Annotated in this window: 25 protein-coding genes; 14 read left to right on the forward strand and 11 right to left on the reverse strand. The window is 69.0% G+C overall.

All coding sequences use genetic code 11. The features are described 5' to 3' along the window. Positions 1 to 83 precede the first annotated feature (83 nt). The 3 genes from WS64_RS23775 to WS64_RS34535 all read left to right on the forward strand — a co-directional run bounded on the left by WS64_RS23775 (position 84) and on the right by WS64_RS34535 (position 2,734). Positions 84 to 1,367, forward strand: a complete 1,284-nt coding sequence (locus WS64_RS23775; protein ID WP_059640246.1) for an isoprenylcysteine carboxylmethyltransferase family protein — start codon at positions 84 to 86, stop codon at positions 1,365 to 1,367. A gap of 576 nt (positions 1,368 to 1,943) precedes the next feature. Continuing rightward, positions 1,944 to 2,594: a histone acetyltransferase gene (locus WS64_RS23780; RefSeq protein ID WP_226094133.1), complete on the forward strand. Its 651-nt coding sequence runs from the start codon at positions 1,944 to 1,946 to the stop codon at positions 2,592 to 2,594. Continuing rightward, a complete protein-coding gene (locus WS64_RS34535) occupies positions 2,591 to 2,734 on the forward strand; it encodes a hypothetical protein (RefSeq protein WP_155720468.1) in 144 nt (47 codons plus the stop codon). Before WS64_RS23780 ends, WS64_RS34535 begins: the two co-directional genes overlap by 4 nt. Before the next feature lie 7 nt (positions 2,735 to 2,741). Here the strand turns inward: WS64_RS34535 and WS64_RS23785 are convergent, their stop codons facing one another. The 5 genes from WS64_RS23785 to WS64_RS23805 all read right to left on the reverse strand — a co-directional run bounded on the left by WS64_RS23785 (position 2,742) and on the right by WS64_RS23805 (position 8,769). After that, positions 2,742 to 3,368: a DUF2894 domain-containing protein gene (locus WS64_RS23785; protein ID WP_060967890.1), complete on the reverse strand. Its 627-nt coding sequence runs from the start codon at positions 3,366 to 3,368 to the stop codon at positions 2,742 to 2,744. Further along, positions 3,365 to 4,009 (reverse strand): OmpA family protein, encoded by a 645-nt coding sequence (locus tag WS64_RS23790; protein WP_059640250.1) that lies wholly within the window; start codon positions 4,007 to 4,009, stop codon positions 3,365 to 3,367. The genes WS64_RS23785 and WS64_RS23790 overlap by 4 nt, the downstream gene beginning before the upstream one ends. A gap of 3 nt (positions 4,010 to 4,012) precedes the next feature. Further along, positions 4,013 to 7,060, reverse strand: a complete 3,048-nt coding sequence (locus tag WS64_RS23795; protein WP_060967891.1) for a DUF802 domain-containing protein — start codon at positions 7,058 to 7,060, stop codon at positions 4,013 to 4,015. A 10-nt stretch (positions 7,061 to 7,070) separates the two neighbouring features. Further along, the gene (locus tag WS64_RS23800) at positions 7,071 to 7,841 is read right to left on the reverse strand and encodes a DUF3348 domain-containing protein (protein WP_059640254.1); all 771 of its coding nucleotides are present in this window, start codon (positions 7,839 to 7,841) and stop codon (positions 7,071 to 7,073) included. Between the two features lie 289 nt (positions 7,842 to 8,130). Beyond that, a complete protein-coding gene (locus WS64_RS23805) occupies positions 8,131 to 8,769 on the reverse strand; it encodes a LysE family translocator (protein ID WP_060967892.1) in 639 nt (212 codons plus the stop codon). A 359-nt stretch (positions 8,770 to 9,128) separates the two neighbouring features. Here WS64_RS23805 and WS64_RS23810 point away from each other — a divergent pair, with 359 nt between their 5' ends. Then, positions 9,129 to 9,707: a hypothetical protein gene (locus WS64_RS23810; protein ID WP_060967893.1), complete on the forward strand. Its 579-nt coding sequence runs from the start codon at positions 9,129 to 9,131 to the stop codon at positions 9,705 to 9,707. A gap of 179 nt (positions 9,708 to 9,886) precedes the next feature. After that, complete coding sequence (locus WS64_RS23815) at positions 9,887 to 11,266, forward strand: FAD-containing oxidoreductase (protein ID WP_060967894.1); 1,380 nt, start codon at positions 9,887 to 9,889, stop codon at positions 11,264 to 11,266. A gap of 80 nt (positions 11,267 to 11,346) precedes the next feature. On the opposite strand, the gene WS64_RS23820 is transcribed toward WS64_RS23815, so the two are convergent. Beyond that, on the reverse strand, positions 11,347 to 12,240 hold the full coding sequence (locus WS64_RS23820; protein ID WP_060968568.1) for an SDR family oxidoreductase: 894 nt from the start codon (positions 12,238 to 12,240) through the stop codon (positions 11,347 to 11,349). Positions 12,241 to 12,335: 95 nt separating this feature from the next. Here WS64_RS23820 and WS64_RS23825 point away from each other — a divergent pair, with 95 nt between their 5' ends. Beyond that, a complete protein-coding gene (locus WS64_RS23825; RefSeq protein WP_059640261.1) occupies positions 12,336 to 13,193 on the forward strand; it encodes a helix-turn-helix transcriptional regulator in 858 nt (285 codons plus the stop codon). 167 nt (positions 13,194 to 13,360) lie between these two features. On the opposite strand, the gene WS64_RS23830 is transcribed toward WS64_RS23825, so the two are convergent. Then, the gene (locus WS64_RS23830; protein ID WP_060967895.1) at positions 13,361 to 13,744 is read right to left on the reverse strand and encodes a hypothetical protein; all 384 of its coding nucleotides are present in this window, start codon (positions 13,742 to 13,744) and stop codon (positions 13,361 to 13,363) included. Positions 13,745 to 14,121: 377 nt separating this feature from the next. Between WS64_RS23830 and WS64_RS23835 the strand changes: the two genes are divergently transcribed. Next, positions 14,122 to 15,069, forward strand: a complete 948-nt coding sequence (locus WS64_RS23835; protein ID WP_059640263.1) for a GlxA family transcriptional regulator — start codon at positions 14,122 to 14,124, stop codon at positions 15,067 to 15,069. A gap of 104 nt (positions 15,070 to 15,173) precedes the next feature. On the opposite strand, the gene WS64_RS23840 is transcribed toward WS64_RS23835, so the two are convergent. From WS64_RS23840 to WS64_RS23855, 4 genes are all read right to left on the reverse strand, one after another. Further along, a complete protein-coding gene (locus tag WS64_RS23840) occupies positions 15,174 to 15,647 on the reverse strand; it encodes a YybH family protein (protein WP_060967896.1) in 474 nt (157 codons plus the stop codon). Positions 15,648 to 15,715: 68 nt separating this feature from the next. Beyond that, positions 15,716 to 16,564, reverse strand: coding sequence for a DJ-1/PfpI family protein (locus WS64_RS23845; protein ID WP_060967897.1), 849 nt, complete (start codon positions 16,562 to 16,564; stop codon positions 15,716 to 15,718). Between the two features lie 153 nt (positions 16,565 to 16,717). After that, the gene (locus tag WS64_RS23850; RefSeq protein ID WP_060967898.1) at positions 16,718 to 17,464 is read right to left on the reverse strand and encodes an SDR family oxidoreductase; all 747 of its coding nucleotides are present in this window, start codon (positions 17,462 to 17,464) and stop codon (positions 16,718 to 16,720) included. Between the two features lie 227 nt (positions 17,465 to 17,691). Next, positions 17,692 to 18,597: an IclR family transcriptional regulator gene (locus tag WS64_RS23855; RefSeq protein WP_059640271.1), complete on the reverse strand. Its 906-nt coding sequence runs from the start codon at positions 18,595 to 18,597 to the stop codon at positions 17,692 to 17,694. Positions 18,598 to 18,891: 294 nt separating this feature from the next. On the opposite strand from WS64_RS23855, the gene WS64_RS23860 reads away from it, so the two are divergent. The 7 genes from WS64_RS23860 to WS64_RS23890 are packed head-to-tail and all read left to right on the forward strand — an operon-like array spanning position 18,892 to position 25,737. Next, positions 18,892 to 19,974, forward strand: coding sequence for an ABC transporter ATP-binding protein (locus WS64_RS23860; RefSeq protein WP_060968569.1), 1,083 nt, complete (start codon positions 18,892 to 18,894; stop codon positions 19,972 to 19,974). After that, positions 19,975 to 20,973, forward strand: coding sequence for an ABC transporter permease (locus WS64_RS23865; RefSeq protein ID WP_060967899.1), 999 nt, complete (start codon positions 19,975 to 19,977; stop codon positions 20,971 to 20,973). Beyond that, complete coding sequence (locus WS64_RS23870) at positions 20,970 to 21,764, forward strand: ABC transporter permease (protein WP_059580164.1); 795 nt, start codon at positions 20,970 to 20,972, stop codon at positions 21,762 to 21,764. Before WS64_RS23865 ends, WS64_RS23870 begins: the two co-directional genes overlap by 4 nt. After that, positions 21,764 to 22,111 (forward strand): (2Fe-2S)-binding protein, encoded by a 348-nt coding sequence (locus WS64_RS23875; RefSeq protein ID WP_060967900.1) that lies wholly within the window; start codon positions 21,764 to 21,766, stop codon positions 22,109 to 22,111. The genes WS64_RS23870 and WS64_RS23875 overlap by 1 nt, the downstream gene beginning before the upstream one ends. Next, positions 22,108 to 23,550 (forward strand): FAD/NAD(P)-dependent oxidoreductase, encoded by a 1,443-nt coding sequence (locus WS64_RS23880; RefSeq protein WP_060967901.1) that lies wholly within the window; start codon positions 22,108 to 22,110, stop codon positions 23,548 to 23,550. Before WS64_RS23875 ends, WS64_RS23880 begins: the two co-directional genes overlap by 4 nt. Further along, positions 23,543 to 24,694, forward strand: a complete 1,152-nt coding sequence (locus WS64_RS23885; RefSeq protein ID WP_060967902.1) for an NAD(P)/FAD-dependent oxidoreductase — start codon at positions 23,543 to 23,545, stop codon at positions 24,692 to 24,694. Before WS64_RS23880 ends, WS64_RS23885 begins: the two co-directional genes overlap by 8 nt. Then, positions 24,691 to 25,737 carry an ABC transporter substrate-binding protein gene (locus tag WS64_RS23890; RefSeq protein ID WP_060967903.1) on the forward strand — a complete coding sequence of 349 codons (1,047 nt, stop codon included), beginning with the start codon at positions 24,691 to 24,693 and terminating at the stop codon, positions 25,735 to 25,737. Before WS64_RS23885 ends, WS64_RS23890 begins: the two co-directional genes overlap by 4 nt. The last annotated feature ends 92 nt before the right edge of the window (positions 25,738 to 25,829 follow it).

The raw sequence follows: 25,829 nt of genomic DNA on the forward strand, positions 1-25,829 counted from the left end.
GCGCATCCATAAACAGCCCGGTCGACGGCCGGCGTCACCCGCCAAGCGGGGGCGCCGGCCCTCATCCCTACGAGGATCCGATCATGAACTCGACGCTCGACGGCATCGTCGCCGCTCCGGACCGCCCACCCCGTTCCGCCACGCCGTTCCGCGCCGGCCTGCTCGGCATCGCGGCCGGGCTCTTCGCGCTGTGGATCACGCGCGACCACCCTGCCCTCGACGCGGCGACACGCGCGGTCGTCGCCAGCCTCGCGATCATCGGCACGATCGCGCTGCACGAACTCTTCATCTCGCGCGTCTACCTGCGTCCGAGCGCGGGGCTGTCACGGCAGGCCGTCCGGCCGCTGAGCGTCGCGCGCGTCGCGACGCGGCTCGGCGCGCTGACGTCGATCTACGCGGGCATCGGCCTCCTCTACTGGCTGCTGCCCGAATACCACGGCGCGTTCTACCTGCCGTTCTGGTCGCTGCTGCGCTCGCTCGCGCCGTACGTGATCGTCGCCGCGCCGTTCTACTTCGCGTGGATGGACCGCCACCAGCGCGAGACCGACGACGCGTACCTGCTGTGGGGCCGCTTCCTGTTTCGCCGCGAGCGGCCCGCGAGCTGGAAGCCGGTGCGCGAGATGCTGGCCGGCTGGGGCGTGAAGGCGTTTTTCCTGCCGCTGATGACCGTCTACCTGTCGAAGGACGCCGATCACCTGAGCGCGTCGCTCGCGAACGCGATGCATGCGCCGATGACGATCGCGACCTTCGTGTTCATGTACGACCTGTCGTTCACGATGGACCTGATGTTCGGCACCGTCGGCTACCTGTGCACGTTCCGCATCCTCGACAGCCACGTGCGCACCGTCGAGCCGACGACGCTCGGCTGGGTCGCCGCGCTGATCTGCTATCAGCCGTTCTGGTCGCTGATCTCGAACAACTACATCCGCTACGAAGGCTCGATGTTCTGGGACAACTGGCTGCTGTCGGCGCCGACGCTGCGCGTGATCTGGGGCACGGTGATCATCCTGCTGCTGCTGACCTACGCGCTGTGCACGATTTCGTTCGGGCTGCGGTTCTCGAACCTCACCAACCGCGGGATCATCACGTCGGGCCCGTACCGCTTCACGAAGCATCCCGCGTACATCACGAAGAACCTGTCGTACTGGATGGTGTCGGTGCCGTTCGTCGAGCCGCTCGGCTGGCAGATCGGGCTCATGCACTGCGCCGGGCTCGTCGCCGTCAACCTGATCTACTACACGCGCGCGAAAACGGAAGAGCGCCACCTGATGCGCGATCCCGACTATCGCGCGTATGCCGAATGGATCGCGCAACACGGCTTGTTCGCGCGGGTCAGGCAGGCGTTTGGCGGGCGGCAGGCGGTGTGACGGCGCGGCCGGGGCGGCGGTTCATGCCGCTCCGGTTCCTCGCGCGGATGCCAAGCGGGCGCGGGCGTCGCACAGGCCGCGACACTTTCCACATGCGCCGTCCAGCGCTCGACGATGCGCTCGCGCGTGGATCTCCGCACGTCTGAACGCGCCCCATGCGGCCAATTGTCGCGAAACACGGCGATTCTCCGCTTTTCGTCGCTTTTCTCCACCCGTCCGATTGCCCGCTCCCGACGCGTCGCGTATGGTGCTGGCCGTCCGCGTACGATCCGTCGCCGGACACTCGACCGTCGCCCCGCGCGGCGGCCGCGCGGGCCGTGCCCGCCGCTCACCGTCTCCGCGATGCCGCCCGTTCGGCGCCGCGCGTTCATGAGGAAAGAGGCGTGATCCACAAAGTCCTGATCCTGTTCGCACTCTGCATCGCGGGCCTCGCCGCGATCGCCGCCGGTTTCCAGCACATCCCCAGCTGATTCGCGGCCCCGGCTCGCTTCGCCGAGCCCGGGGGCCGCTTTCATTTCCGTTTCCCCGTTGCCATGAACTTCTTTCTCGATGCGCCCGGGACGGGCGCCTTTTGCCATGCGTATCGACGTACAGCATTCCCAGCACGACATCGACGACGAACTCGACACCCTTTATGAACGTCTCCACCAGCCGGGGCATCGCCTGCACGGGCTGCCGGGCGTCGCGCTCGGCCGCTCGGGCCTGATCGTGCGCCATCGCGAAGCCGACGGCGAATACTTCCTGTACGTCGAGGATCCGTCGGCCCGGCAGCTCGCCGGCTATACGGTGTTCAACCGGCTTCCCGAAATCCCGCGCCGCGCCGACCGCTACCTGCGCGCGCCGCACACACGGCTGCGCGGCTCGGCGCAACGCCAGGGCCTCGCGACGACGCTGTACCGCTGGGGGCTCGACGCGGGCCTGTGCCTGATCAGCGGCGCGCGCCAGTCGGTCGGCGCCGCGCGGCTGTGGACGGCGCTCGCGCAGGACTACCGGCATGGTTTCGTCGATGTCGAAGGCCGCGCGTTGCGCTATCTCGGCGACACCGTTGCCGACGACGTGCACGGCGCGCTGCACACGCGGCGGCTGTTGCTCGGGAAAGGCTGGGCGCTCGACACGTTCGCGCAGGCGGCCGGGATGAGCGATACATGGCCCGAACGCCGATGCGACAATCCGTCGGATCCGCGCGACGCGCGGGCTCAACCCGCCAATCGAAACGCCCTTCGATGACGCTCGATCCCCGCACCGACGTCGAACGCACGCGCGATATCGGCGCTGGTCGATGCATTGCACGCGCTGCGCGCGGCGATCGACGAGCCAACGCCGAACCGGTAGGCGATCCGCACGCGACCACGCGCGGCGCGGCGTGACGTGGCGTTATCGCGCCTTGGCGCGCGTCGACTTCTTCGCCGGTTTGGCGGCCTTCGCGCGCGGCGCTTCCTTCTCGGGCTGCGCGCCGCCGCCGGCGAGATCCTCGAGCCATGCGAGCGCATCGACGTACGACAGGAATTGCTGCAGATAGTCCGGCGACAGTTCGCGCATCGTCGCGAGCGAGCGGTGCACGAGGCTGTTCGAGTTGAGCGGCCCCGCGTTGCGCGGCACCTGATCGAGCGACTGTCGATACTGCTGCTCCGTGCGGACTTTCGACCACGTCGCGCGGAAGTAGTCGACCAGTTCGGGATCGAGCCCGCGCCGGTCGGCCCGAGCGTCGCGCGCGAGCCCTTCGACGAGCGTGGCAAGCGCGCCACGCGCGGGCACACCCGGCGAAGTTTCCGCGGTCATGCGCGTCGCTTCGGCTTCGCGCGCACGCGCGACGGTCTCCGCGAACCCTTCGACCAGCGCCGCCAGCCGCGCGTCGAGCAACGCGCGCGCGGCGCCGTCGAGCACGGCGGCGCGCCGTTCGAGCGCATCGATCCGATGAAAGCGCACGGGATCGAGCCGGTCGGCGCCCTGCTCGCGCCATGCATCGAGCGTCGCACGCACCCGCGTCGCGTCGCCCGTCACTTGGCCTTTCCTCCGTTCGACGCCGACTTGCGCGGCACCGGCGCGATCTCCACGCGGCGGTTCTTCGCGCGGCCTTCATCGTCCGCATTCGAGCTGACCGGCTGTTCGGAGCCGAACGCGGCCGCGAACACCGACGAGGCCGGCACGCCGGCATCGATCAGCGCGCGCGTGACCGTCAACGCGCGCTTGGCCGACAGTTCCCAGTTGTCCGCGAACAGGCGGTTGCCGGCGTGCACCTGCTGGTCGTCCGCGAAGCCGCTGACCATCAGGATCTCGTCGCGCGTCTTCAGGTACGTGGCCAGCGGGCTGGCGAGCGTCTTCAGCAGGTCGCGGCCAGCGGGCTGCAACTGGTCGGAGTTCAGCGCGAACAGCACGTTGCCGCTGATGCCGATGCGCCCGTTCACGAGCGTCACGCGGCCGGCCGCGAGCGGCCCGGCGAGCGCCTGTTCGAGCGACTTGCGCTGCCGCGCCTCGAGCTGGCGCGCGCGCACCGCTTCCTCGAGCTTCGACGTGAGCTGGAGCTGCATGCCGATCACGCCGACGAGGATCAGCACGAACGCGCCGAGCAGCACCGACATCAGGTCGGCGAACGCGGGCCATACCGGCGCCGATTGCGCGCCGCCGTCGATTTCGTCGTGCATGCGTTACGCTCCGACGGGCGCCCGCCGGCCGGCGAGCTGCTGCAGGTCTTCGACGATCTGCTTTTGCGACATCACGCTCAGGTCGATCACCTCGCGCGCCTGCGCGACGTAGTACTCGAGCTGTTCGTCGCTGCGCGCGAGCGATTTCTCGAGCGCGGCCTCGATGCGCTGCAGATGCGCGAGCAGCTTGTCGTTCGATTCGCCGAACACCTGCACGGCCATCCCGAACGCGTCGCCGAGGCTCGCCACCTCGACGGCGCCGGCCGTGACCTGCGCGGCCACCGAATCGAGCTTGCGCGTTTCGGCATCGACGGTGTCGTTGAAGCGCGCGCCGACGCGATCGAGCAGATCGGCCGACGTGCTGACGAGCGCGTCGATCGCGGCGCGCTGTTCGGTCGATGCGTGGTTGACCGCGCCGAGCAGCGTCTCCAGCGTCGCGAGCAGGCGGCTGCGTTCCTCGAGCGTCGCGGTGTCGCGCACCATGCTGTCGGACAGGCGCTGGCGCAGCTCGGCGACGACGTCGGCCGCGGCCTTCGGCGCCTCCGACGCGGCCTGCACGAGACGTGCGATTTCGTTGATCGTGTCGCTCGCGTGAACCTGCGCCTGCGCGGTGATGTCGTTCGCGGTGCGGGTGAGCGTGTCGCAGATGTCCTGCTGGCGCGCCGCGGCCTGCGCGCTCGTCTGCGCCCATTCGTCGCGCAGCGCGGCCGCCATCGCGGCGAGCGAATCGTTCCATGCAGCGAGACGTTCTTCGTCGCGTGCTGCCAGTTGCGACTGCAGGCCGGTGTGCGATTCGCGGATTGTCGTCAGCAGATCGTTCGAGCGTTGCTCGAACGTCGACGCCTGTGCGGCCAGGTCGCGCGTCGTTTGAGCGAGGGCGTCGCAGATTTCCTGCTGACGGCCGGCGCTGTGCACGCCTGCACGCTGCCATTCTTCGCCGAGCTTCGCGGCCATTGCGGCCAACGAATCGTTCCACGCTGACAGGCGTTCTTCATCGCGTGCAGCCAGTTGTGATTGCAGGCCCGTGTGCGACTCGCGGATCGTCGTCAGCAAGTCGTTCGAGCGTTGTTCGAACGTCGATGCCTGTGCGGCCAGGTCGCGCGTCGTTTGAGCGAGGGCGTCGCAGATTTCCCGCTGACGGCCGGCGCTGTGCACGCCGGCACGCTGCCATTCTTCGCCAAGCTTCGCGGCCATTGCGGCCAGCGAATCGTTCCACGCTGACAGGCGTTCTTCATCGCGTGCTGCCAGTTGCGATTGCAGGCCGGTGTGCGATTCGCGGATTGTCGACAGCAAGTCGTTCGAGCGTTGTTCGAACGTCGACGCCTGTGCGGCGAGGTCGCGCGTCGTTTGTGCAAGCGCGTCGCAGATTTCCTGCTGACGGCCGGCGCTGTGCACGCCAGCACGCTGCCACTCTTCGCCCAGCTTCGCGGCCATTGCGGTCAGCGAATCGTTCCACGCAGCGAGGCGTTCTTCGTCACGCGCCGCCAGTTGCGATTGCAAGCCCGTGTGCGACTCGCGGATCGTCGATAGCAGATCGTTCGAGCGTTGTTCGAACGTCGACGCCTGTGCGGCCAGATCACGCGTCGTCTGAGCGAGTGCATCGCAGATTTCCTGTTGACGACCGGCACTATGCGCGCCCGCACGCTGCCATTCGTCGCCGAGCTTCGCGGCCATCGCCGCCAGCGAATCGTTCCACGCGGCGAGACGTTCTTCATCGCGTGCGGCCAGTTGCGTCTGCAAACCCGCGTGCGACTCGCGCATCGCGGCGAGCGTCGCGGCCGAATGGCGTTCGAACGTCGCGGCCGCTTCGCCGAGCGCACGCGCATGCTGGCCGGCCAGCGTCTCGCCGACCTGCTCCTGGCGCGCCAGCGCATCGCGCCAGGCGTCCGACAGGCGGCCTTCGGTCGATTCGAGGCGCGTCGCGACGCCGTCGAGCAAATCCGACGAACGCTGCGCGAACGTGTCGGTGAACTGGCCGAGCGTCGTCTGCAACTGCTGCGCGACGGCGTTGCCGGCCTGACGTTGTTCGTCGATCGCGCGGTTCCACACAGCCGTCACGTTGCCGGTGGTCTTCTCGAAGCCGTCCGTCAGCCCGTCGAGCTGACGCTGCACCGCGCCCGTCACGGTGTCGCGCAGCGCGGCCATCTCCTGCGCGAGCCCCGTCATCGTCGCGGCGACGACCGGCTGCAACGCGGCGCCGGCCACGCGCGCGCTTTCGGCGGCGCTTTCCTTCAGCGCGTCGCCGACGTTCGACGCCAGGCCCGCGTACGCCCGCTCGGTCCGGTCGAAAAACGCCTGCTGGCTTTCGAGCTGGCGATCGTGCAACGCGACGCTGCGCGCCTCGAGCGTCGTCATCATCGTCTGCAACCGGTCGACCAGGGCCGGCATCACGTCGGCCTGGCGCTGCAGCAGCCGGAACGATTCGTCGCGCTGGTGCGCGGACGAATGCACGCGCAGCGTCGTCGCGATCTTCGCGTCGAGCTGCTGGGCCGCATCGATCCGTTCGCGGCGCACGAGCGCGGACAGCAGCCCGAGCATCGCGGACGTCGCGACGCCGGCGATCGACGTGCCGAATGCGAACCCGAGCCCCTTCACCGGCGCGATCAGCGACGCGCGGATCGCGTCGAGATCGGTCGCGCTCTCGAGCGCGGCGCCCGTGCCCTTCAGCGTGACGACCATCCCGAGCAGCGTGCCGAGCATGCCGAGCAGCACCAGCAGGCCGACGAGGTACGGCGCGAGCGCCGGGCCCGGCAGCGCGACGCGCGCGCCTTCGACGCGGGCGCGCACAGCGCCGCGCAGGCCCGGATGCAGCATGTCGAGCCACGTGTCGAGCTTCGCGGGCGGCTCGGTCAGGCCGGCGACCGCACGCGACAGCGTGGCGGTCGCCTGCCGGTAGCGCAGCAGCTCCCATGCGCCGGCGACGTAGCACGCGCCGATCAGCAGCGTGACGGCCGCCGCCAGCGGGTTCGACGCGACATAGCCGGCACCGATCCAGCCCACTGCGAGCAGACCGGCGACGAAGACAACGAGATCAAGGCGAATTCTGGACATAGCGTGTTGATTAGCAGGTGCGAAGGGCCGCGAGCAGCCCGTCTACCGTTTGAAACCGGACTTCGAGTTCGGCAAGCAGGATGCTTTGCATCTCGTCGCGGAACGTATCGAGCCATGCGCCCGGCACGATCGCCGCGACGGCCGCGGGGTCGGCCGCCGCGCCTTCATCGGCCGGAGCGGATGCGCCGCCGGCCGCGGCTTCGGCGTCGGCCAGCGCCTGCCGCTCCGCTTCGCGCAGCCGCGCGAAGCGCGTGCCGAGCAGCGCGGGCACGGCCGACAACAGGCTGCGCTCGCGCGCGCCGAGCACGCGCTCCATGATCGTGTCGAGCGTCGCGAGCCGCGCCATCCCGGACGAGCGTGCGGCGAGCGCGACGCGCAGGCGGCCGCGCAACTGGCCGATCGCCGTTTCCATGTCCTGCTGCAGGGTCAGATAACGTTGACGAAAATCCGCGAAATCGGCCGTGTCGGCGGCCGGCGGCGGCGGATCGCCCGGCCGGCGCCGCGCCCGCGGCCGGCTGGCGGCCGTGATCGCCTGCGCGAGATCGTGGCGCACGCGCGCGCAATCGCGCTCGGCGTCGTAGCCGCGCACGCCGGCCGCGACGCCCGGCGGGCTCGCATTCAGCGCGGACGACAGCGTGATCGCGTCGGTCCAGCCGAGCCACTGGCTCAGCCGGTCGGACAGCGTCTGCCGGGATTCCGCGACATCGGCATCGGCCAGGCGCGCGAGCAGCCGGACGAGCGTCGGACCGCTCAACGCCGGGCGCGGAGATGCTTGCACCATGCTGCAAACCGTCAAAAAGGCAGCAGTTTACACGTCGTCGGGCAGTCGACCGCCAGAATCGGGGAAGCGGCGCCGTTCGACGCGCCGGTCAACCCATGCGAACGCCCGTCGCGCAAGGCTGGGCGGGCGGCGGTGCCAGGTGGGGAAGCAGGATCGGCGGCAGCCGGCGAGCGGCCGCGCCACGAGGAAGTCATACGTTTGCGAACCGGCCGACTCGCCGGTTCGCACCGGTACGGCGACGTGCATGGCCGCCGCCGCGCGCGCCGATACGGTCCGGGAATGAAAGGGCTCAGAGCCCCGCTTTCGGCGCATTCAGGATCAGCCGCAGTCCGAGCAGCGTGATCGCGCCGGCCGCGATGCGGTCGACCCACTTCTTCGCGCGCAGGTAGAGCTCGCGCGGCCGGCGCGTCGAGAAACACAGCGCGACGAGCGTGTACCAGCCGAATTCGACCGCGAACACAAGCGGCGGCAGCACGAGATAGCACCACAGCGGCGGATGCTGCGGGAGCAGCGCCGCGAAGATACTGCCGTACCAGATCGCCGTCTTCGGGTTGCTGAGCTGGGTCGTGAGGCCGGTCCAGAACGACTTGCTCGCGCTCCCGCCGGCCATCGCCTGCGGATCGTCCATCGCGATCGGCCGGTCGGCGCCGCGCCAGATCTTCGACGCCATGTAGATCAGGTACACGCCGCCCGCGACCTTGAGGCCCACGTACAGCCATTCGACGGCTTGCAGCAGCGTGTAGAGCCCGGCCAGCGCGACGCCGCCGAACACGATGCCGCCGATGCCCATGCCGAGTGCGGTGGCGAGCCCGTCGCGGCGCGACAGCCCGATCGAATTGCGGGCAACCAGCACGAAGCTCGGGCCCGGGATCATCGCGCCGAGAAACAGCGCAGCCAGGATGGCGAGTACGGCAGCCGATGCGGTCATCGAAGTCTCCTTGGTCAGCGACGCCGCTGCGCCGGCGCCTGCGTGTCGTTTCCGACGGTCGAGCGCTCGATTCTGGCACGCTTCGCGGATGGCCGAAAGCGGCTGTGCGCTGCTATGCTGGCCCTCTTTCCCGTGATCCCGCGCCGCCCCATGATCGAGATCCGCGCCGCCCGCTATCCCGACGATGCCGCCGTCGCCGATCCGATCTTTCGCGAGTCCATCGCGAGCCGCACCGTCAGCCTCGCCTTTCCGAGCGACGAGCCCGGAAATCCGGCGCCGGGCGGCGAGTTGTCCGGACGTGATCTGTCACGCGCCGCGCGACTCATCCCCCTTTCCTCGTTTCGACCGGACCGCCCGTCATGCGCGCCCTTCGCCTTTCCGCCCTGCTGCTCCCGCTGTTCGCCGCCCTCTCGCTCCACGCCCGCGCCGACGGCCTACCGAAGTCGATCGCCGCGCAACTGCCGCCCGGCTACCAGCCGCTGACCGCGCAGGCCGGCCCCGATCTCGACAACGGGCGGCACAGCTTTCTCGTCGTCGTGCATCGCGCAGTGGACACGCGCGAGCAGCCGTCGCCGCGCCCGCTGCTGATCTACGAGGAACAGGCCGATCACACGTACCGGCTCGCCGCCCGCAACGACCAGGTCGTGCTGCGCGCGAACGAAGGCGGCCAGTGCGACCCGTTTGATCCCGACGATGCGGCCGGCAACGGCTTGTCGGTGAAGGGCCGCTATTTCACCGTGCAGAACGCCGTCGCGTGCGGGCAGCACTGGACCGACTACATCACGTTCCGCTACGACCCGCGCACGCACGGCTGGCTGTTTTCGAACCGGATCGTCACCGAATCGTTTCCGCTCGACGACCAGCCCGACCACGTCACCGTCACGCGCGCCGACGCGCACCGGCCGGTGTCGTTCGGGCACTGGCAGCGCAAGGACTAGACGCCGCACGCCGCACCACCCGCGGCGGCGCCGTTTTTCAATACGGCGCGTCGCCCGCCCGACGCTCGCGACACCGGGCCAACAGGTCTACCATAGGCGCTCGTCGCCCGCGCGACCGCCGGCACGGCATGCGGCTTGCGCCTGCCCCTTTCCCCGTTGTCCCCGCCCAGGAGGACGTCATGACGCAACACTTCGATGCGATCGTCATCGGCACCGGCCAGGCCGGGCCGCCGCTCGCCGCGCGGCTCGCAGGCGCCGGCATGAAAGTCGCGATCGTCGAGCGCGGCCGCTTCGGCGGCACCTGCGTAAATACCGGCTGCATCCCCACCAAGACGCTGATCGCGAGCGCATACGCCGCGCAGCTCGCCCGACGCGCCAGCGAATACGGCGTGTCGATTGGCGGCCCCGTCACCGTCGACATGAAAGCCGTGAAGGCGCGCAAGGACCAGATCTCGGGCCGCTCGAACCACGGCGTCGAGCAATGGGTGCGCGGCCTCGACAACACGACCGTCTTTCAGGGTCACGCCCGCTTCGAACGCGCGAACGCGGTGCGCGTGGGCGATGACGTGCTCGAAGCCGAACGCATCTTCATCAACGTCGGCGGACGCGCGCAGGTGCCCGCGATGCCGGGCCTCGACTCGGTGCCGTACCTGACCAACTCGACGATGATGGACGTCGACTTCCTGCCCGACCATCTCGTGATCGTCGGCGGCAGCTACGTCGGGCTCGAATTCGGCCAGATGTACCGCCGCTTCGGCTCGAAGGTCACGATCGTCGAGAAGGGCCCGCGCCTGATCCGCCGCGAGGACGAAGACGTGTCGCAGGCCGTGCGCGAGATCCTCGAAAAAGAAGGGATCGACGTGCAGCTCGACGCGAATTGCCTGAGCGCGCGCCGCGACGGCGACGGCATCGTGATCGGCCTCGACTGCGCGGGCGGCGGCCGCGAGGTGGCGGGCTCGCACCTGCTGCTCGCGGTCGGGCGCGTGCCGAACACCGACGATCTCGGGCTCGACCGCGCGGGCGTCGTCACCGACGCGCGCGGCTACATCACCGTCGACGACCAGTTGCGCACCAACGTGCCCGGCATCTGGGCGCTCGGCGACTGCAACGGGCGCGGCGCGTTCACGCACACCGCGTACAACGACTACGAGATCGTCGCGGCCAACCTGCTCGACGACGATCCGCGCAAGGTGTCCGACCGCATCATGGCCTACGCGATGTACATCGATCCGCCGCTCGGCCGCGTCGGCATGACGCTCGCGGAAGCGAAGCAGACGGGCCGCCGGCTGCTGGTCGGCACGCGCCCGATGACGCGCGTCGGCCGGGCGGTCGAGAAAGGCGAAAGCCAGGGCTTCATGAAGGTGATCGTCGACGCGGATAGCCACGCGATCCTCGGCGCGTCGATCCTCGGCGTGACCGGCGACGAAGTCGTGCACGGGATGCTCGACGTGATGACCGCCGGCGCGCCGTACACGACGATCAGCCGCGCGATGCATATCCACCCGACCGTATCGGAGCTGGTGCCGACGCTGCTGCAGGATCTGCATCCGGTCGAATGACGCACGGCAGGCGGGCGGCCGCGACGTACGCGTGTTCGTCACGGCCCGAGCCGCGCATGATGCGCGGCGCCCGCCGCTCGTCAGCTTCCGAAATATGCCGGCCGGTCGATGTCGGCCAGCAGCCCCGGCTGCGTCGGCGCCCAACCGAGCGACGCCCGCGTGCGCTCGCTCGTTGCGGGCGCATCCATCCCCGCGAACATCGCGAACCAGCCGAAGTGCTCACCGGCTTCCGCCGCCGACTTCGCGACGACCGGCACGTTCAGCCGGCGGCCGATCACCTCCGCGATTTCGCGAAACGGCACGCCCGTATCGTCGACCGCGTGATAGCGCGCGCCGGCCGCGCCGCGCTCGATCGCGAGCCGGTACACGCGCGCCGCGTCGAGCCGGTGCACGGCGGGCCAGCGGTTCGCGCCGTCGCCGATGTACGCCGCCACCCCTTTCTCCCGCGCGAACGCAATCAGGCGCGGCACGAACGCGTGATCGCCGTCGCCGTGCACGGACGGCGGCAGGCGGACGACCGACGCATGCACGCCGCGCGCTTCGAGCGCGACCGCGCTCGCTTCGGACGCACGCGGATAATTCGCCGACACCGGCACATGCGGATCGTCCTCCGTCGCCGCGCGGCCGGGCGCGACGAGCGCGAGGCCCGACGTGACGATCAGCGGCCGCGCCGAGCCGGCGAGCGCCGCGCCGATCGTCTCGATCGCGCGGCGGTCGAGTTCGCAGTTCTGCGCGAAGCGCGAGAAGTCGTGATTGAATCCCGTGTGGATCACCGCGTCGGCGGCGTCGGCGCCGCGCGTCAGGCTGTCGAGATCCTCGAGCGACCCGCGATGGACGCCGGCACCGGCCGCGGCAACCGATGCCGCCGCTGCATCCGACCGCGCGAGCCCGAGCACCGAGTGCCCGGCGGCCAAGAGTTCGGCGACGACGGCCGAGCCGACGAATCCCGACGCTCCCGTAACAAAGACACGCATGTTCAGCACCTCCGGATGAAATGGAGGCTTACTATCTGCCGAGCGCCGCTCGCGGTGAAGCCGTGACGGTTTACCGGTAAACGAACTAACAGGATATGGCTGACGCCCCCGACAACCTGCTCGGCGCGTACCTGCGGGACCGCCGCGAGAAACTCGACCCGGCCGCGCTCGGGCTGCCGCCCACACGCCGCCGCACGCCGGGCCTGCGGCGCGAGGAAGTCGCGCAGCGCGCGCACGTGAGCGCCGCGTGGTACACGTGGCTCGAACAGGGGCGCGGCGGCGCGCCGTCGGCCGACGTGCTCGACCGGCTCGCCCGCGCGCTGATGCTCAACGACGCCGAACGCGAACACCTGTTCCTGCTCGGCGTCGGCCATCCGCCCGAGGTGCGTTATCACGCACCGGCCAGCGTGACGCCGCGGCTGCAACGCGTGCTCGATTCGCTCGACGCGAGCCCCGCGATCATCCGCACCGCGACGTGGGACGTCGTCGCATGGAACGACGCCGCGGCCGCGACGCTGACCGACTATGCGACGCTGCCGCCGGCCGCGCGCAACATCCTGCGGCTGATCTTCGTCGATGCGCGCGTGCGCGATGCGCAGCCGAACTGGGAGCGCGTCGCGCGGTTCGCGGTCGGCGCGTTTCGTGCGGACGTCGCGCGCAGCGGCGCGACGCGGGCCGTGCAGGCGTTCGTCGACGAGATGCGCGCGACCAGCGCCGAATTCGACACGATGTGGCGCGACCACGATATCCGAACGCACGACGAAGGCACGAAGGAGATCCGCCATCCGGAAGTCGGCCGGATCGCGCTCGACTATTCGGCGTTCTCGGTCACCGGCAGCCCGGACCTGAGCCTCGTGACCTTCACGCCGGTGACGCCGGCCGACCGCGAGCGGATCCGGGAACTCGTCGCGGCCCGCGAGCGGGCCCGCGCGGCACAGGCGCCGGCTGCGTGACCACGCATGGCCTTCTCGCGAGCCTGGTTCGGGACGGCATGGTTCGACGGATCGCGCAGCAGTCCTTCGCGTTCGATATCCGCGATTGAAAAACGCAGGCGGAAAATGCAAAGAGGCGTCGCGCACGAATGCGCGACGCCTCTTGTTCATTCACGGAAAAATGCCGATTACGCGGCGCGCTGCAGCAGGTCCGTGGCGAACGACTTCGCATGCGCGACGGCTTCCTGCGCGTCGCGGAATACGCCGAGCTCGTCCCAGTGCTCTTCGGCCGCGTACGTGCCCTTCACGGCGAGCGCCCGCTGGACGCTCAACTGCGCCGCGTAGCGGCCGTCGTCCAGCGGCCGTGCCGTCGCGACGACCTTGTGCGGCGGGCTCGCCCGTTCCGGCTGAACCAGTTCGACAGGACCGCTGGCCGTGCCAATATTCATCAACTCGTTTCGGGTGTTGCAGTCGGGGCAGTAGAAGCACCAGCCCGCGCCCTCCTGATGGTGCCTGACCTGCCCGCGAGCCAGCACGGCACGACATTCGACGTTTTCGCAGATGAACGGCATCGCAGTCTCCGGAGTTGTTTGACGGAAATCCTAGCATGACCGCCGGCGGTCAACCATCGGCATCCGCATGATGGCCGCGGCGGCGGTTTCGGTTCGTGACGGAGGCTCGACCGGGCGGGCGTCGCCGTCTTTCGCTGCGCTGCAATACCGGCGCTTTTTCCCGGATCGGGACGCCCGCTGCGCGAGATCAACCGGCATTCACCTATCGTCGCTGTTCGTTGCTTCCTTGTCGGCATCGCATCCGCGCGGCGCAAACCCATACAGTCGATCGATGAAGACGTAAAGGACGCTTTTCCCTCGTTTCAAGCCAAATGACATGATTCGAGGGTTCCCCCGTAAAATTCGCCATTCCGGCGTTATCGACTCATTGGTTCGTCATGCATCGAATTGGATTTTTCGTCTGCCGCGGCTACGACGCGCTCGATCTTGGCGGGCCGCTATCGGCCTTCAATCAGGTGGCCACGGCCGCCGGCCGCACGCCATACGATCTTCACGTCATCTCGCCATTCGGTGGCCCGATTCCCGGCAATACCGGCGTTTCGATCGACACGAAGCCGATCGGACGGCGCGCATTCGACACCGTCGTGTTCGTCGGCGGCGATATCGCGCCGATGCAGACGTCGGAGAATATCGTCGCGGCCAGCAAGCTGGCCACCAGGGCGTCGCGAGTGGCAAGCGTGTGTACCGGCGCATTCCTGCTTGCGGAAACCGGTTCGCTGGACGGATTGAGAGCGGCGACGCACTGGCGATACGCCGCGCAATTGCAGTCGCGCTTTCCTCGCACACGGGTCGACGGCGACAGCATCTATGTCGTCGACGGCCGCGTCTGGACGTCGGCGGGCATCGCGTCCGGCATCGACCTCGCGCTCGGCATGATCGAACGGGACATGAGCGCGGAGATCGCGCGCGAGGTGTCGCGGCTGCTGGTCGTTCCGTATCGGCGGCCCGGCGGGCAGTCGCAATTCTCCGCGATGTCGCAGATGGAGCCGGAATCGGATCGCATCCGTATCGCACTGAATTTCGCTCGCGAACATCTGGCCGAAGCATTGCCGGTCGAACGGCTCGCCGATGCGGCGAGCTTGAGCGTGCGACAGTTCGGGCGCGCCTTTCGCCGTGAAACCGGGGAAACGCCCGCGAGGGCGGTCGAGCGTCTACGAGTAGAAGCGGCAAGGCTGCGCCTGCAGAGCGGCAGCGAACCGATCGAACAGATCGCGCTGGCGGTGGGATTCACCGATCCGGAACGGATGCGCCGAGCCTTCATCAAGCTGCTCGGGCACCCGCCGCAAGCGGTTCGACGCGAGAGCAGGTCGAACGCCGCGCGCTGATCGGCCGCCTGCCGCTCAGCGCGCGGCCGGGTCGACGTCTCGCCAATGGGTGATTGGTGCGTGGGTACCCAACACGCCATTTCGCCGGACGTCGATAGTCGCCGTCAATCCTTGACGGGCGGGTAAGCGTTCCACATGTCGCGATGCAGCTTCCACGTGCCGCCCTGCTTCAGGAACACGAGCGTCTGCTTCGCACGGATCTTCAGCACTCCGTCATGATTGCGAACCTCCACATCCGATACCTCCGTCACGGCCCGGTCGTTACCGTAGAACTCGTAGTTGTCGAACGACACGGTGCCGGGTTTCGATCCGGCATACCCGTTGGTGAAGTACTCGGTGATCGCGCGGCGCCCCGTGACCTTGTCGCCGCCCGGCGGCAAGAGCGCGCCGTCGTCGGTATAGAGACGGCCGATCGCGTCGTAATCCCCTCGCGCAAAGGCGTCCGCCCATCGCGCGTTTTCGGCCTTGATGGCCGCTTCGGGCAGGCGTTGCGCACCAGCGGCGACAGCCGGCGCCGCGAGTGCAAAAAAGGACGCGCACGCTGCAAGCACGGCAGTATAAAGACGAATCCGTAGCATCGAATGATTTCCGAATCGGGTTTGAATTGAAAAAGCGGCAACGCTGCTCGCGGTGGCCGGCAAGCGTTTCAGCGCACGCCGGGAATGCGTGCGAGCCCCTTTGATGCACCGGGCAGCTTCTTGTCGACCATCGCGACGAGTTCGGGCCGCGCCTCTCCCGGATGACCGGCGTGGAACGGCGGATCGGGATCGTATTCGATCACGAGCTGCGTGTATTCGGCGGCCTGCTGGCCGCGCAGCTTCGCCGCCACGCGCAGCGCGAAGTCGATGCCCGCCGTCACGCCGCCGCCGCTCATGAAGCGGCCGTTGTCGTCTTCGACGAAGCGATCGCGAACGGGAATCGCACCATATTCGGCCAGCTTGTTGACGAATGCCCAATGGCAGGCGCTGCGCTTGCCCTGGAGCACGCCCGTCGCGGCGAGCACGAGCGAGCCGTTGCATACCGACGTCACGTGTTTGGCGCTCTCCGCCAGACGGCGGATCTGCGCCTGATACGCCGGCCGCATCGGCACCGACAAATTGGACCCGCCGGGCACGAGGATCACGTCGGTCCTGTCGATATCGGCCAGCCGTTCGGTCTTGCCGTACACGACGCCGAATTCGAGCGTCACGCTGCCGCCGTCGAGGCTCGCATAGCGCACGTTCGTATTCGGCAACCGGTGGAAGACCTCGCTGGGGCCCGCGAAGTCGAGCAGCGTGCCGCCGTCGTAATTGACGATCAGGATCTCGAGCGGCTCGTTCGGGGCGAGCAGCCCTGTGCTGCCCGCGGGCGCTGGCGTGGCGTGCCCGAGCAACGCGCCGCCGCCCAGCACGGCGCCGAGGGTGGCCGCACTGCCGAACTTCAGGACATCGCGGCGCGAACGGCCTGCCCGCGTGAGCGGCCCGGCGGACGCATGGTTGTCGCTACTGTCGGTCAAGATGATTGCTCCTTGCAACTTCGGCCCATGAGCGCGCGCAACCGCGCCGGGCCGGATCGAAGAACCGCCGCGGCGAACGGCGCGGCGGACGTGAAATCGGGATGAGGATGAGCCGGGGTGACATGCCGGGCCCGGCGAGCGCGAAGCGCGGGCTTAAAGCTGCGACGCACCGCCATCGACGACCAGCTCGGTACCGACGACGTACGAGGATTCGTCGCTGGCGAGATAGAGCGCCGCGTACGCGATGTCGTCGGCCTTGCCCATGCGGCCCACCGGAATCGCATGCGCGAATTCGGCCTTGCGCTCGCGTACCCATTCGTCGGGTTTGCCCCACCTGGAGAGCAGCGGCGTATCGATCGGGCCGGGTGCGATCGCGTTGAAACGGATTTTCCGGTCGAGAAATTCGTACGACCAGCTGCGGGCCAGCGAACGCACGGCGGCTTTTGCCGCCGCGGTCAACGAGATGCCGTGCTTGCCGGTCCGATCGACGAACGAGGTATTGAGGACCACCGACGAACCTTCGCGCAGGTACGGCAGCGCTGCTTGAAGCGTGAACACCACACCCTTGACGTTGACGTCCATGATGTCGTTGTAGAGCGTGTCGTCGATGTCGTTCACGGCGGACGGGAACGCCCAGCCCGCGTTGGCGAACACGACATCGAGGCCGCCGAACGTCTCGTCGGCCGCGGCGGCAATCGCGCGCATGTCGTCCAGCGACCTGACGTCGCCCTTGAGCACGAGCGCATGCTCGCCGAGTTCGGCCTTCACGCGCTCGAATGCGGCCTCGTCGCGCCCCGTCACCGCGACGCGCGCACCTTCCGCCATGAACAGCTTCGCGGTGGCCAGACCGATGCCGCTGGTGCCGCCCGTGATCAACGCCGATATATTTTTGAGTCGCATCTTCCGTTCCTTTTCGTGTCGTGATTGACCAGGCCGGCTACGCGACACGCGATGGCGCTTGCGTGCGGGTTCCTGCTTGATCGTTCACGTGCAGTATGGAACGTGAGGCGGATGGCTCAAAGGTCGTATAACCCTCGAAAAACGTCATTCGAGGCGTTCGATCCGCACCGGCGAACGGCATGGCGCCTGGGCCGAGCAAGCCGATGAAACGGCCACGCGCGACGCCGCTAGACGGTTTTCCCCGACAGCCCGTGCATCGGCCGCCGCAACGCGGCGTCGAACGGATTGGTGCGCGGGCCGATCGCGTCGGCCTGACGTCGCAGCAGTTCGACGACCATCGGCATCCGGTCGTCGCCGAGCCGCGACGCGAGCGTGCCGACGCTCAGCGCACCCACTGGATAACCGGTGCGATCGAGAATCGGTACCGCAACACCGGCCATCCCGTCGAGCACGCCGCTGTTGCGACCCGCGTAGCCGAGTTGCCGCACGCGTTCGATCTCGGTGCGCAGATACACCTCGTCGAGCACGCCGTAGCCGCGGATGCGCGGCACGTTGAAGCGGATCACCTCCTCGCGCTCGGCTTCGGGCAGGAACGCGAGGATCGCAAGGCTGCCCTGCCCGACGCCGAGCGCGATGCGCCCGCCGATATCGCCGGTAAACGAGCGGATCGGAAACGGCCCTTCGCACAGGTCGAGACACACGGCGTCGAAGCCGCTCTTCACCAGCAGGAAGATGGTTTCGCCGAGGCTCGCGCACAGCCGCAGCAGCGCGGGACGGCACAGCGTGCGCATGCTGCTCGGGTTGCCGGCCTGCGCGGCGAGCGCGAAAAAGTCGACGCTCAGCCGGTACAGCTTCGACTGCTCGTCCTGTTCGACCATCCCTTCGGCGATCAACGATTGCAGGATGCGGTGCGCGGTGCCCTGCGTCAGGCCGACGGCCTTCGCCAGATGCGTGACGCGCACGCCGTCCTGCTGCATGCCGGCCAGCGCGCGCAGGATCGCGAACGCACGCTGCAGCATGCCGGTGCCGGGCGCACCGGCTGAATCGACGGGATCTGCCGCATCGGCGGCGTGCTCGTCCGGGCGCGGCGCGCGGGCGGACGGCGACGTTCCGCGCGAACGAGGTTCCTGCATGTCGGCTCTCCTCGACGATTTCGGTGAATGGAATACGGTAGCCGCCATTGTCGTCCGGCCGAAAATCCGCGGGCATCCGGGTGTGCACGGGATTGACGCGGGCATTTCACGGATCGGCCGCCCGTCATACAACGGAACGATTCGCCGGCGATTTTCCGATTCGTTCCGTTCAATGGAATTTTTCCGAAATTCCTCCCGTTCAGCAGAATTCGAAATTGACGCGCCGAAATATGGCTGGCTAGAGTCCGCGTCATCGGCGCACCGGCCATGCGGTGTGCGAACCCGGAGCTCTCCATGTCGTTTCTCACGCTTACGGATCTGACGAAAACCTTCGGCGAGCTCACCGCCGTCGCGGACGTCAACCTGTCGGTCGAGCAAGGCGAATTCGTGTCGCTGCTCGGGCCGTCCGGCTGCGGCAAGACCACCACGCTGCAGATGATCGCCGGCTTCGTCGACGTCACGCGCGGCCGCATCGCGCTCGACGGGCAGGACATCACGCACCTGAAGCCGAACCGCCGCGGGCTCGGCATCGTGTTCCAGAGCTATGCGCTGTTTCCACACATGAGCGTCGCGGAGAACGTCGGCTTCGGCCTCGACATGCGCGGCGTCGACAAGGCCGAGCGCGCGGAGCGCATTCGCGCGGCGCTGGCGCTCGTGCGGCTCGACGCGCTCGCACACCGCTTTCCGCGCGAATTGTCCGGCGGCCAGCGGCAGCGCGTGGCGATCGCGCGCGCGGTCGTGATCGAGCCGCCCGTGCTGCTGCTCGACGAGCCGATGTCGAATCTCGACGCGAAGCTGCGCGAGGACATGCAGTTCGAGCTGCGCGCGATCCAGCGCAAGATCGGCACGACGACGATCATGGTCACGCACGATCAGTCGGAAGCACTGTCGATCAGCGACCGCGTGGTCGTGATGGAAGCCGGCCGCATCACGCAGACCGATACGCCGTATCGCACATACGAGCGCCCCGAAAATCACTTCGTGTCGCAATTCATCGGCAAGGCGAACCTGCTGCCCGGCACGGTCGTCGCGCACGACGGCGACGCGATCCGCATCGACCTCGGGCACGATCTCGCCGAGACGGGCCACACCGCGCATCTACCGCCGCGCGAGCGCGACATGCGCGTGGGCGACGCGGTATCGGTCTGCATCCGCCCCGAAAAGCTGCGGCTGTGCGCGCCCGAGGCCGGCCGCTTCGCGGCGACCGTCACGAGCCGCTTCTTCCTCGGCAGCCAGTGGCTGTACCGCGTCGACAGCGCGCTCGGCGAGGTGCTCGTGTGCTGCCAGAACGAAGGCGCGGAGCCGCTCGCGGAAGGCGCGCCGGTCGGCATCGACTGGCACAGCGACGCGGTGCGCGTGATGCGCCGGGAGGCCTGAATGCGACAGCCTTCCCGCCCGCTCTCGACCGAAGGCGCACCGGCCGGGCTCGCGCAATCGGGCGCGACCGTGGCCGCCACGACCGCGGCGGACGCGGTGACGCCCCGTGCCGTCGGCGGCGGCGCGCCGCGCGCGCGCTGGCGCGCGCATGCGCCGCTGTGGCTGATGTGCGCACCTGCATTCGCGCTGTTCGCCGCGCTCGTGCTCGTGCCGCTCGCGATGACGTTCGTGCTGACGTTCTACCGCTTCGACCCGGCCACCGGCCCGATCGCCGCGTTCCAGTTCGGCAACTACGCGGAAGTGCTCGGCTCGTCGTACTTCCACACGATCTTCGCGCGCACATTCGGCATTGCCGCGCTGACCACCGCGATCTGCGTCGCGATCGGCACGCCCGAAGCGTACGTGCTGTCGAAAATGCGCGACCCGTGGCGCTCGCTGTTCCTGCTCGCGATCCTCGCGCCGCTGCTCGTGTCGGTGGTCGTGCGCGCGTTCGGCTGGAGCATGCTGCTGAACACGAGCGGGCTCGTGAACCAGGCGCTCGCGCTCGTCGGCCTCGGGCCGTACAAGCTCGAATACACGACCTTCGCGATCGTGATCGCGCTGGTGCACGTGATGCTGCCGTTCATGGTGATCCCGGTGTGGACCGCGCTGCAACGGCTCGATCCGCAGACCGAGCACGCGGCGCTGTCGCTCGGCGCGTCGCCGTTCACGACGCTGCGCCGCATCGTCGTGCCGCAACTGATGCCCGGCGTGCTGTCGGGCAGCCTGATGGTGTTCGGGCTGTCGGCGAGCGCGTTCGCGATTCCGGGCCTGCTCGGCGGGCGCCGCCTGAAGGTCGCGGCCACGGCCGTCTACGACGAATTCCTCGGCTCGCTGAACTGGCCGCTCGGCGCGACGATCGCGGTGCTGCTGCTCGCGGCGAACCTCGTCGTGATGCTCACCTACTACCGCGTGCTCGAACGCCGCTACGCGCGCAGCCTCGGAGGCACCTCCCGATGAGAAAGAACGGCCCCTTTGCGCTGGCGTTCCACACGCTCGTGATCCTGTTCGTGCTCGCGCCGCTCGTGATCGTCGTGCTCGTCGCGTTCACGCCCGACGAAACGCTGACGCTGCCGACCCGCGGCGTGTCGCTGCGCTGGTTCCGCGCGATCCTCGACTATCCCGACTTCGTCACCGCGTTCCTCAACAGCGTGAAGCTCGCGTTCGCGTCGGCGACGCTGTCGCTCGCGATCGCGTTGCCGGCCGGCCTCGCGATCGGCCGCGCGACGTTTCCGGGCCGCGCGTTCCTGAACGGGCTGCTGCTGTCGCCGCTCGTGATTCCCGGCCTCGTGCTCGGCATCGCACTGCTGCGCTTTTTCGCGCTGATCGGCGCGACCGGCTCGTTCGCATGGCTCGTGCTCGCGCACATGATCGTCATCACGCCGTTCGTGATGCGGCTCGTGCTCGCGTCCGTCGCGGGCCTCGACCGCAGCATCGAGCAGGCCGCATGCTCGCTCGGCGCGGACCCGTGGACGACCTTCCGCCGCATCACGCTGCCGATGATCGTGCCCGGCATCACAGGCGGCTGGCTGCTCGCGTTCATCAACAGCTTCGACGAGTTGACGATGTCGATCTTCGTCACGTCGCCGCAGACGGTCACGCTGCCCGTGCGCATGTACATGTACGCGACCGAATCGATCGACCCGATGATGGCGTCGGTGTCGGCGCTCGTCATCTTCATCACCGCCGGCGCGATGCTGCTGCTCGATCGCGTGTACGGCCTGAACCGCATCCTGATCGGCCAACATTGATGACGACTCCCGTTTCCCGTACCAACGACATCGCGGACGACGGCGCGCAGTTCGTGCGCGTCGCCGAACGCGAGCGCGCGGCCGTCGCGTTCACGCTCGACGGCCGCCCTGCGCAGGCGCTCGCCGGCGACACCGTGCTCACCGCGATTCTGGTCGCGCAGCGTCGCGTGCGCATCAGCGAATTCAGCGGGCAGCCGCGCGCGGGCTTCTGCCTGATCGGCGCGTGCCAGGACTGCTGGGTGCGCACCGAAGCCGGCGCGCGCGTGCGCGCATGCTCGACGCCGATCGTCGAAGGCATGCGGATTCTCACGATCGCCCGGCCGATCGCAGCCGGAGACGCAGCATGAACGCCGCGCTGCAGCCGGTGATCGTTGGCGCGGGGCCGGCCGGCGTGCGCGCGGCCGAGGCACTGGTCGACGCGGGACTGCGCCCGGTCGTGATCGACGAGAACGCGCGCTGGGGCGGACAGATCTATCGTCAACCGCCGGCCGGCGCCGCGTTCGCGCGCGACAAGCGCACGCTATACGGCTTCGAGGCCGCGAAGGCCGACGCGCTGCACCGGACGATGGCCGCGCTGCTGCCGCACGTCGACTACCGGCCGAACACGCTGGCGTGGTCATGCGGCGCGGGCCGCGTCGACACGCTGCAGGACGGCCGTGAAGTGACGGTGCCGTACGCGCACCTGATCGTCGCGAGCGGCGCCACCGACCGCGTGCTGCCCGTGCCGGGCTGGACGCTCGCGGGCGTCTATACGCTCGGCGGCGCACAGGTCGCGCTGAAGGCGCAGGGCTGCGCGATCGGCCGGCGCATCGTTTTCGCGGGCACGGGGCCGCTGCTTTACCTCGTCGCTTACCAGTATGCGAAGGCCGGCGCGCAGGTCGCGGCCGTGCTCGATACGAGCCCGCTGCGCCGCCAGGCCGCCGCCGCGCCCGCGCTGCTGCGCATGCCGTCGATCTTCGCGAAGGGGCTCTACACCCTCGGCTGGCTGCGCGCGCACGGCGTCGCGATCGAAACGGGCGTCACGCTCGAGCGCGTGCTCGGCGCCCGATACGTGACAGGGCTCGCATGGCGCGCCGCCGGCGACGACGAGCGCACCGCGTCGCCGCGCGTGCTCGACTGCGATGCGCTCGGCCTCGGCTTCGGCCTGCGTTCCGAAACGCAGCTCGCCGATCTGGCCGGCTGCCGATTCGGCTTCGACCCGCTCAATCGCGCATGGCTGCCGGAGCGCGACGCGGCCGGGCGCACGTCGGTGCGCGGTATCTACGTCGCCGGCGACGGCGCGGGCATCGCGGGCGCCGACGCGGCCGAAGCGTCGGGCCGACGTGCGGCGCTCGCGTTGCTCGACGATGCCGGCATCGCCTCTCGCTCGCCGTCCGGCAAACCCGACACGGCGGCGCTCGACCGCACGCTCGCACGCATCGGCTCGTTCCGCGTGGGCCTCGAAGCGGCATTCGCGCCGCCGGCCGACCAAGCCGCGCGCTGCCCCGACGACACGATCGTGTGCCGCTGCGAGGAAGTCGACGCTGGCACGCTGCGCCGCTGCATTCGCGCGGGCGCAGCGACCGAAATGAACCGGCTGAAAGCGCTGACGCGCGTCGGCATGGGTCGCTGCCAGGGCCGCATGTGCGGCGACGCGGCCGCGCTCGTGCTGGCCGCCGAAACCGGCCTTCCGCTCGCCGACGTCGGCCGGTTGCGTGCGCAACCGCCGGTGAAGCCGTTCCCGATCTCGGCCGCGCTCGCGGGCGACGACGTCGCGGCGATTCCAGACGAGGCGCGCGATGAGTGAGCGTCGACATTACGACGTCGCGATCGTCGGCGGCGGCCTCGTCGGCGCGTCGGCCGCACTCGCGCTCACGCGACGCGGCTTGCGCGTCGGGCTGTTCGAGCGGCGCGACTGCGGTGCGCAGGCGAGCGGCGTGAACTACGGTGGCGTGCGCTGCCAGGGCCGCCCGGCCGAGCAATTGCCGCTCGCGCTGCGCGCGCGGCGTATCTGGGATCGCCTGCCCGAACTGATCGGCATCGACGGCGAATTCGTCGTGTCCGGCCACTTGCGGCTTGCGCGCAGCGACGCCGATCTCGACGCGCTCGACGCGTACGCCGCGCTCGCCGGCGAACACGGCTTGCCGCTGCAGGTGATGCGCGGCGACGCGTTCCGCCGCCGCTACCCGTGGCTCGGCCGCGCGGCGCTCGGCGGCTCGCTGTGCGAGAGCGACGGCCATGCGAACCCGCGCCTCGTGTCGCCCGCGTTCGCGCGCGCGGCTCGCGCGGCGGGCGCGGACGTGTTCGAGCACACCCCGGTCGACGAGGTTCACCACGACGGCACGCGCTTTCACGTGCAGGCCGGCGGCCGCGCGCACACGGCGACATGGCTGGTCAATTCGGCCGGCGCATGGGCGAACACGATCGCCGAGCGCTTCGGCGAAGCCGTTCCGATGGAGCCGATCTACCCGAACATGTGGGTGACCGAACCGCTGCCGCCGTTCATCGCGCACAACCTCGGCGTGTACGGCGGCGGCGTGTACGCGCGCCAGGTCGCGCGCGGCAACTGCGTGATCGGCGGCGGCCGCGGCCGCGGCGACGGCGAATTCGGCCAGCCGTCGGTCGATACGACGCGCGCGGTGATGCGCGACGCGTGCGCGCTGCTGCCCGCGCTGCGCGACGCGCTGCTGATCCGCACGTGGAGCGGCGTCGAAGGCTGCACGCCCGACCACAACCCGATCATCGGCGCGAGCCGCACGACGCCGCGCCTGCTGCATGCATTCGGCTTTTCAGGCGGCGGCTTCCTGCTCGCGCCGGGTGTCGGCGAGGTACTCGCCGATCTCGTCACCACCGGCGAAACCGTCACGCCACTCGATGCATTCTCGATCGGCCGCTTCTTCCCGCAAGCCGCGCCGACCGCCCCTTTCCGTCAAGAGGAGATCCAAAAATGAAACTGCTCGGCACGATCGCGGCGGCCGCCGCCCTTTGCATCGCAGGCGCCGGCGCGCCCGCGTGCGCGCAAACGAAGACGATCTACGTCGGCATGAACGGCGGGCCGATGGAAAAGGCCTATACGAGCCAGGTGCTCCCCGACTTCGAGAAGGCCAACAACGTGAAGGTGGTGATCGTGCCCGGCACGTCGTCGGACGTGCTCGCGAAGCTGCTCGCGAACCGCAACAAGCCGCAGATCCACGTCGCGTTCCTCGACGACGGCGTGATGGCGCGCGCGGTGAGCCTCGGCGTATGCCAGAAACTCGACGATTCGCCGGTATTGAAGGAGTTGTACCCGTTCGCGCGGATGAAGGACGACGTCGGCGCGGGCGTGCAGCTCGGGATGACCGGCATCGCGTACAACAAGAAGCTGTTCACCGAGAAAGGCTGGGCGCCGCCGACGTCGTGGATGGATTTCGCCGATCCGAAATACAAGGGCAAGGTCGTGTTCCAGTCGGCGTCGAGCAGTACGTTCGGGCTGCACGGCTTCCTCGCGATCAACCGGCTGCTCGGCGGCAACGAACAGAACGTCGAGCCGGGCTTCAGCAAGTGGGCGAGCACGGTCGGGCCGAACGTCGTCGAGTACATCCCGAACTCGGCGAAGATCTCGGAGATGGTGCAGACGGGCGAAGCCGGCCTGTTCCCGCTGACGCCGACCGGCGTCGGCGACCTGCAGGACAAGGGCATCCCCGTTGCGTATGCGAATCCGAAGGAAGGCCCGGTGCTGCTGCTCGTCGACCTGTGCGTGGTCGCGAACAATCCCGATCCGCAACTCGCGCAGAAGCTCGCGCAGTTTTTGCTGTCCGCGCCCGCGCAGACGAAGGCGGCCGAGGCCGGCAAGCAGATTCCGACCAACCGTCTCGCGAAGATGCCTGTCACGATGCAGCAAAGCCTCGGCAACGTCGACGATCTGGTGCGGAAGGTGACGGTGGTCGACTGGACCGCGATCAACGCACGCCGTGCGCAGTGGGATACGCGGTGGAATCGGCAGATCGAGCGGTGAGGGCCCCGCCGCGCGCGTGGCACGCAGCAACGCGCGCGGCGACCATCATCAACCGGAGTGATGACACTCCCCTTTTTCTGCGGATTTGACCG

The sequence above is a fragment of the Burkholderia anthina genome (assembly GCF_001547525.1).
Taxonomy (GTDB): Bacteria; Pseudomonadota; Gammaproteobacteria; order Burkholderiales; family Burkholderiaceae; genus Burkholderia; species Burkholderia semiarida.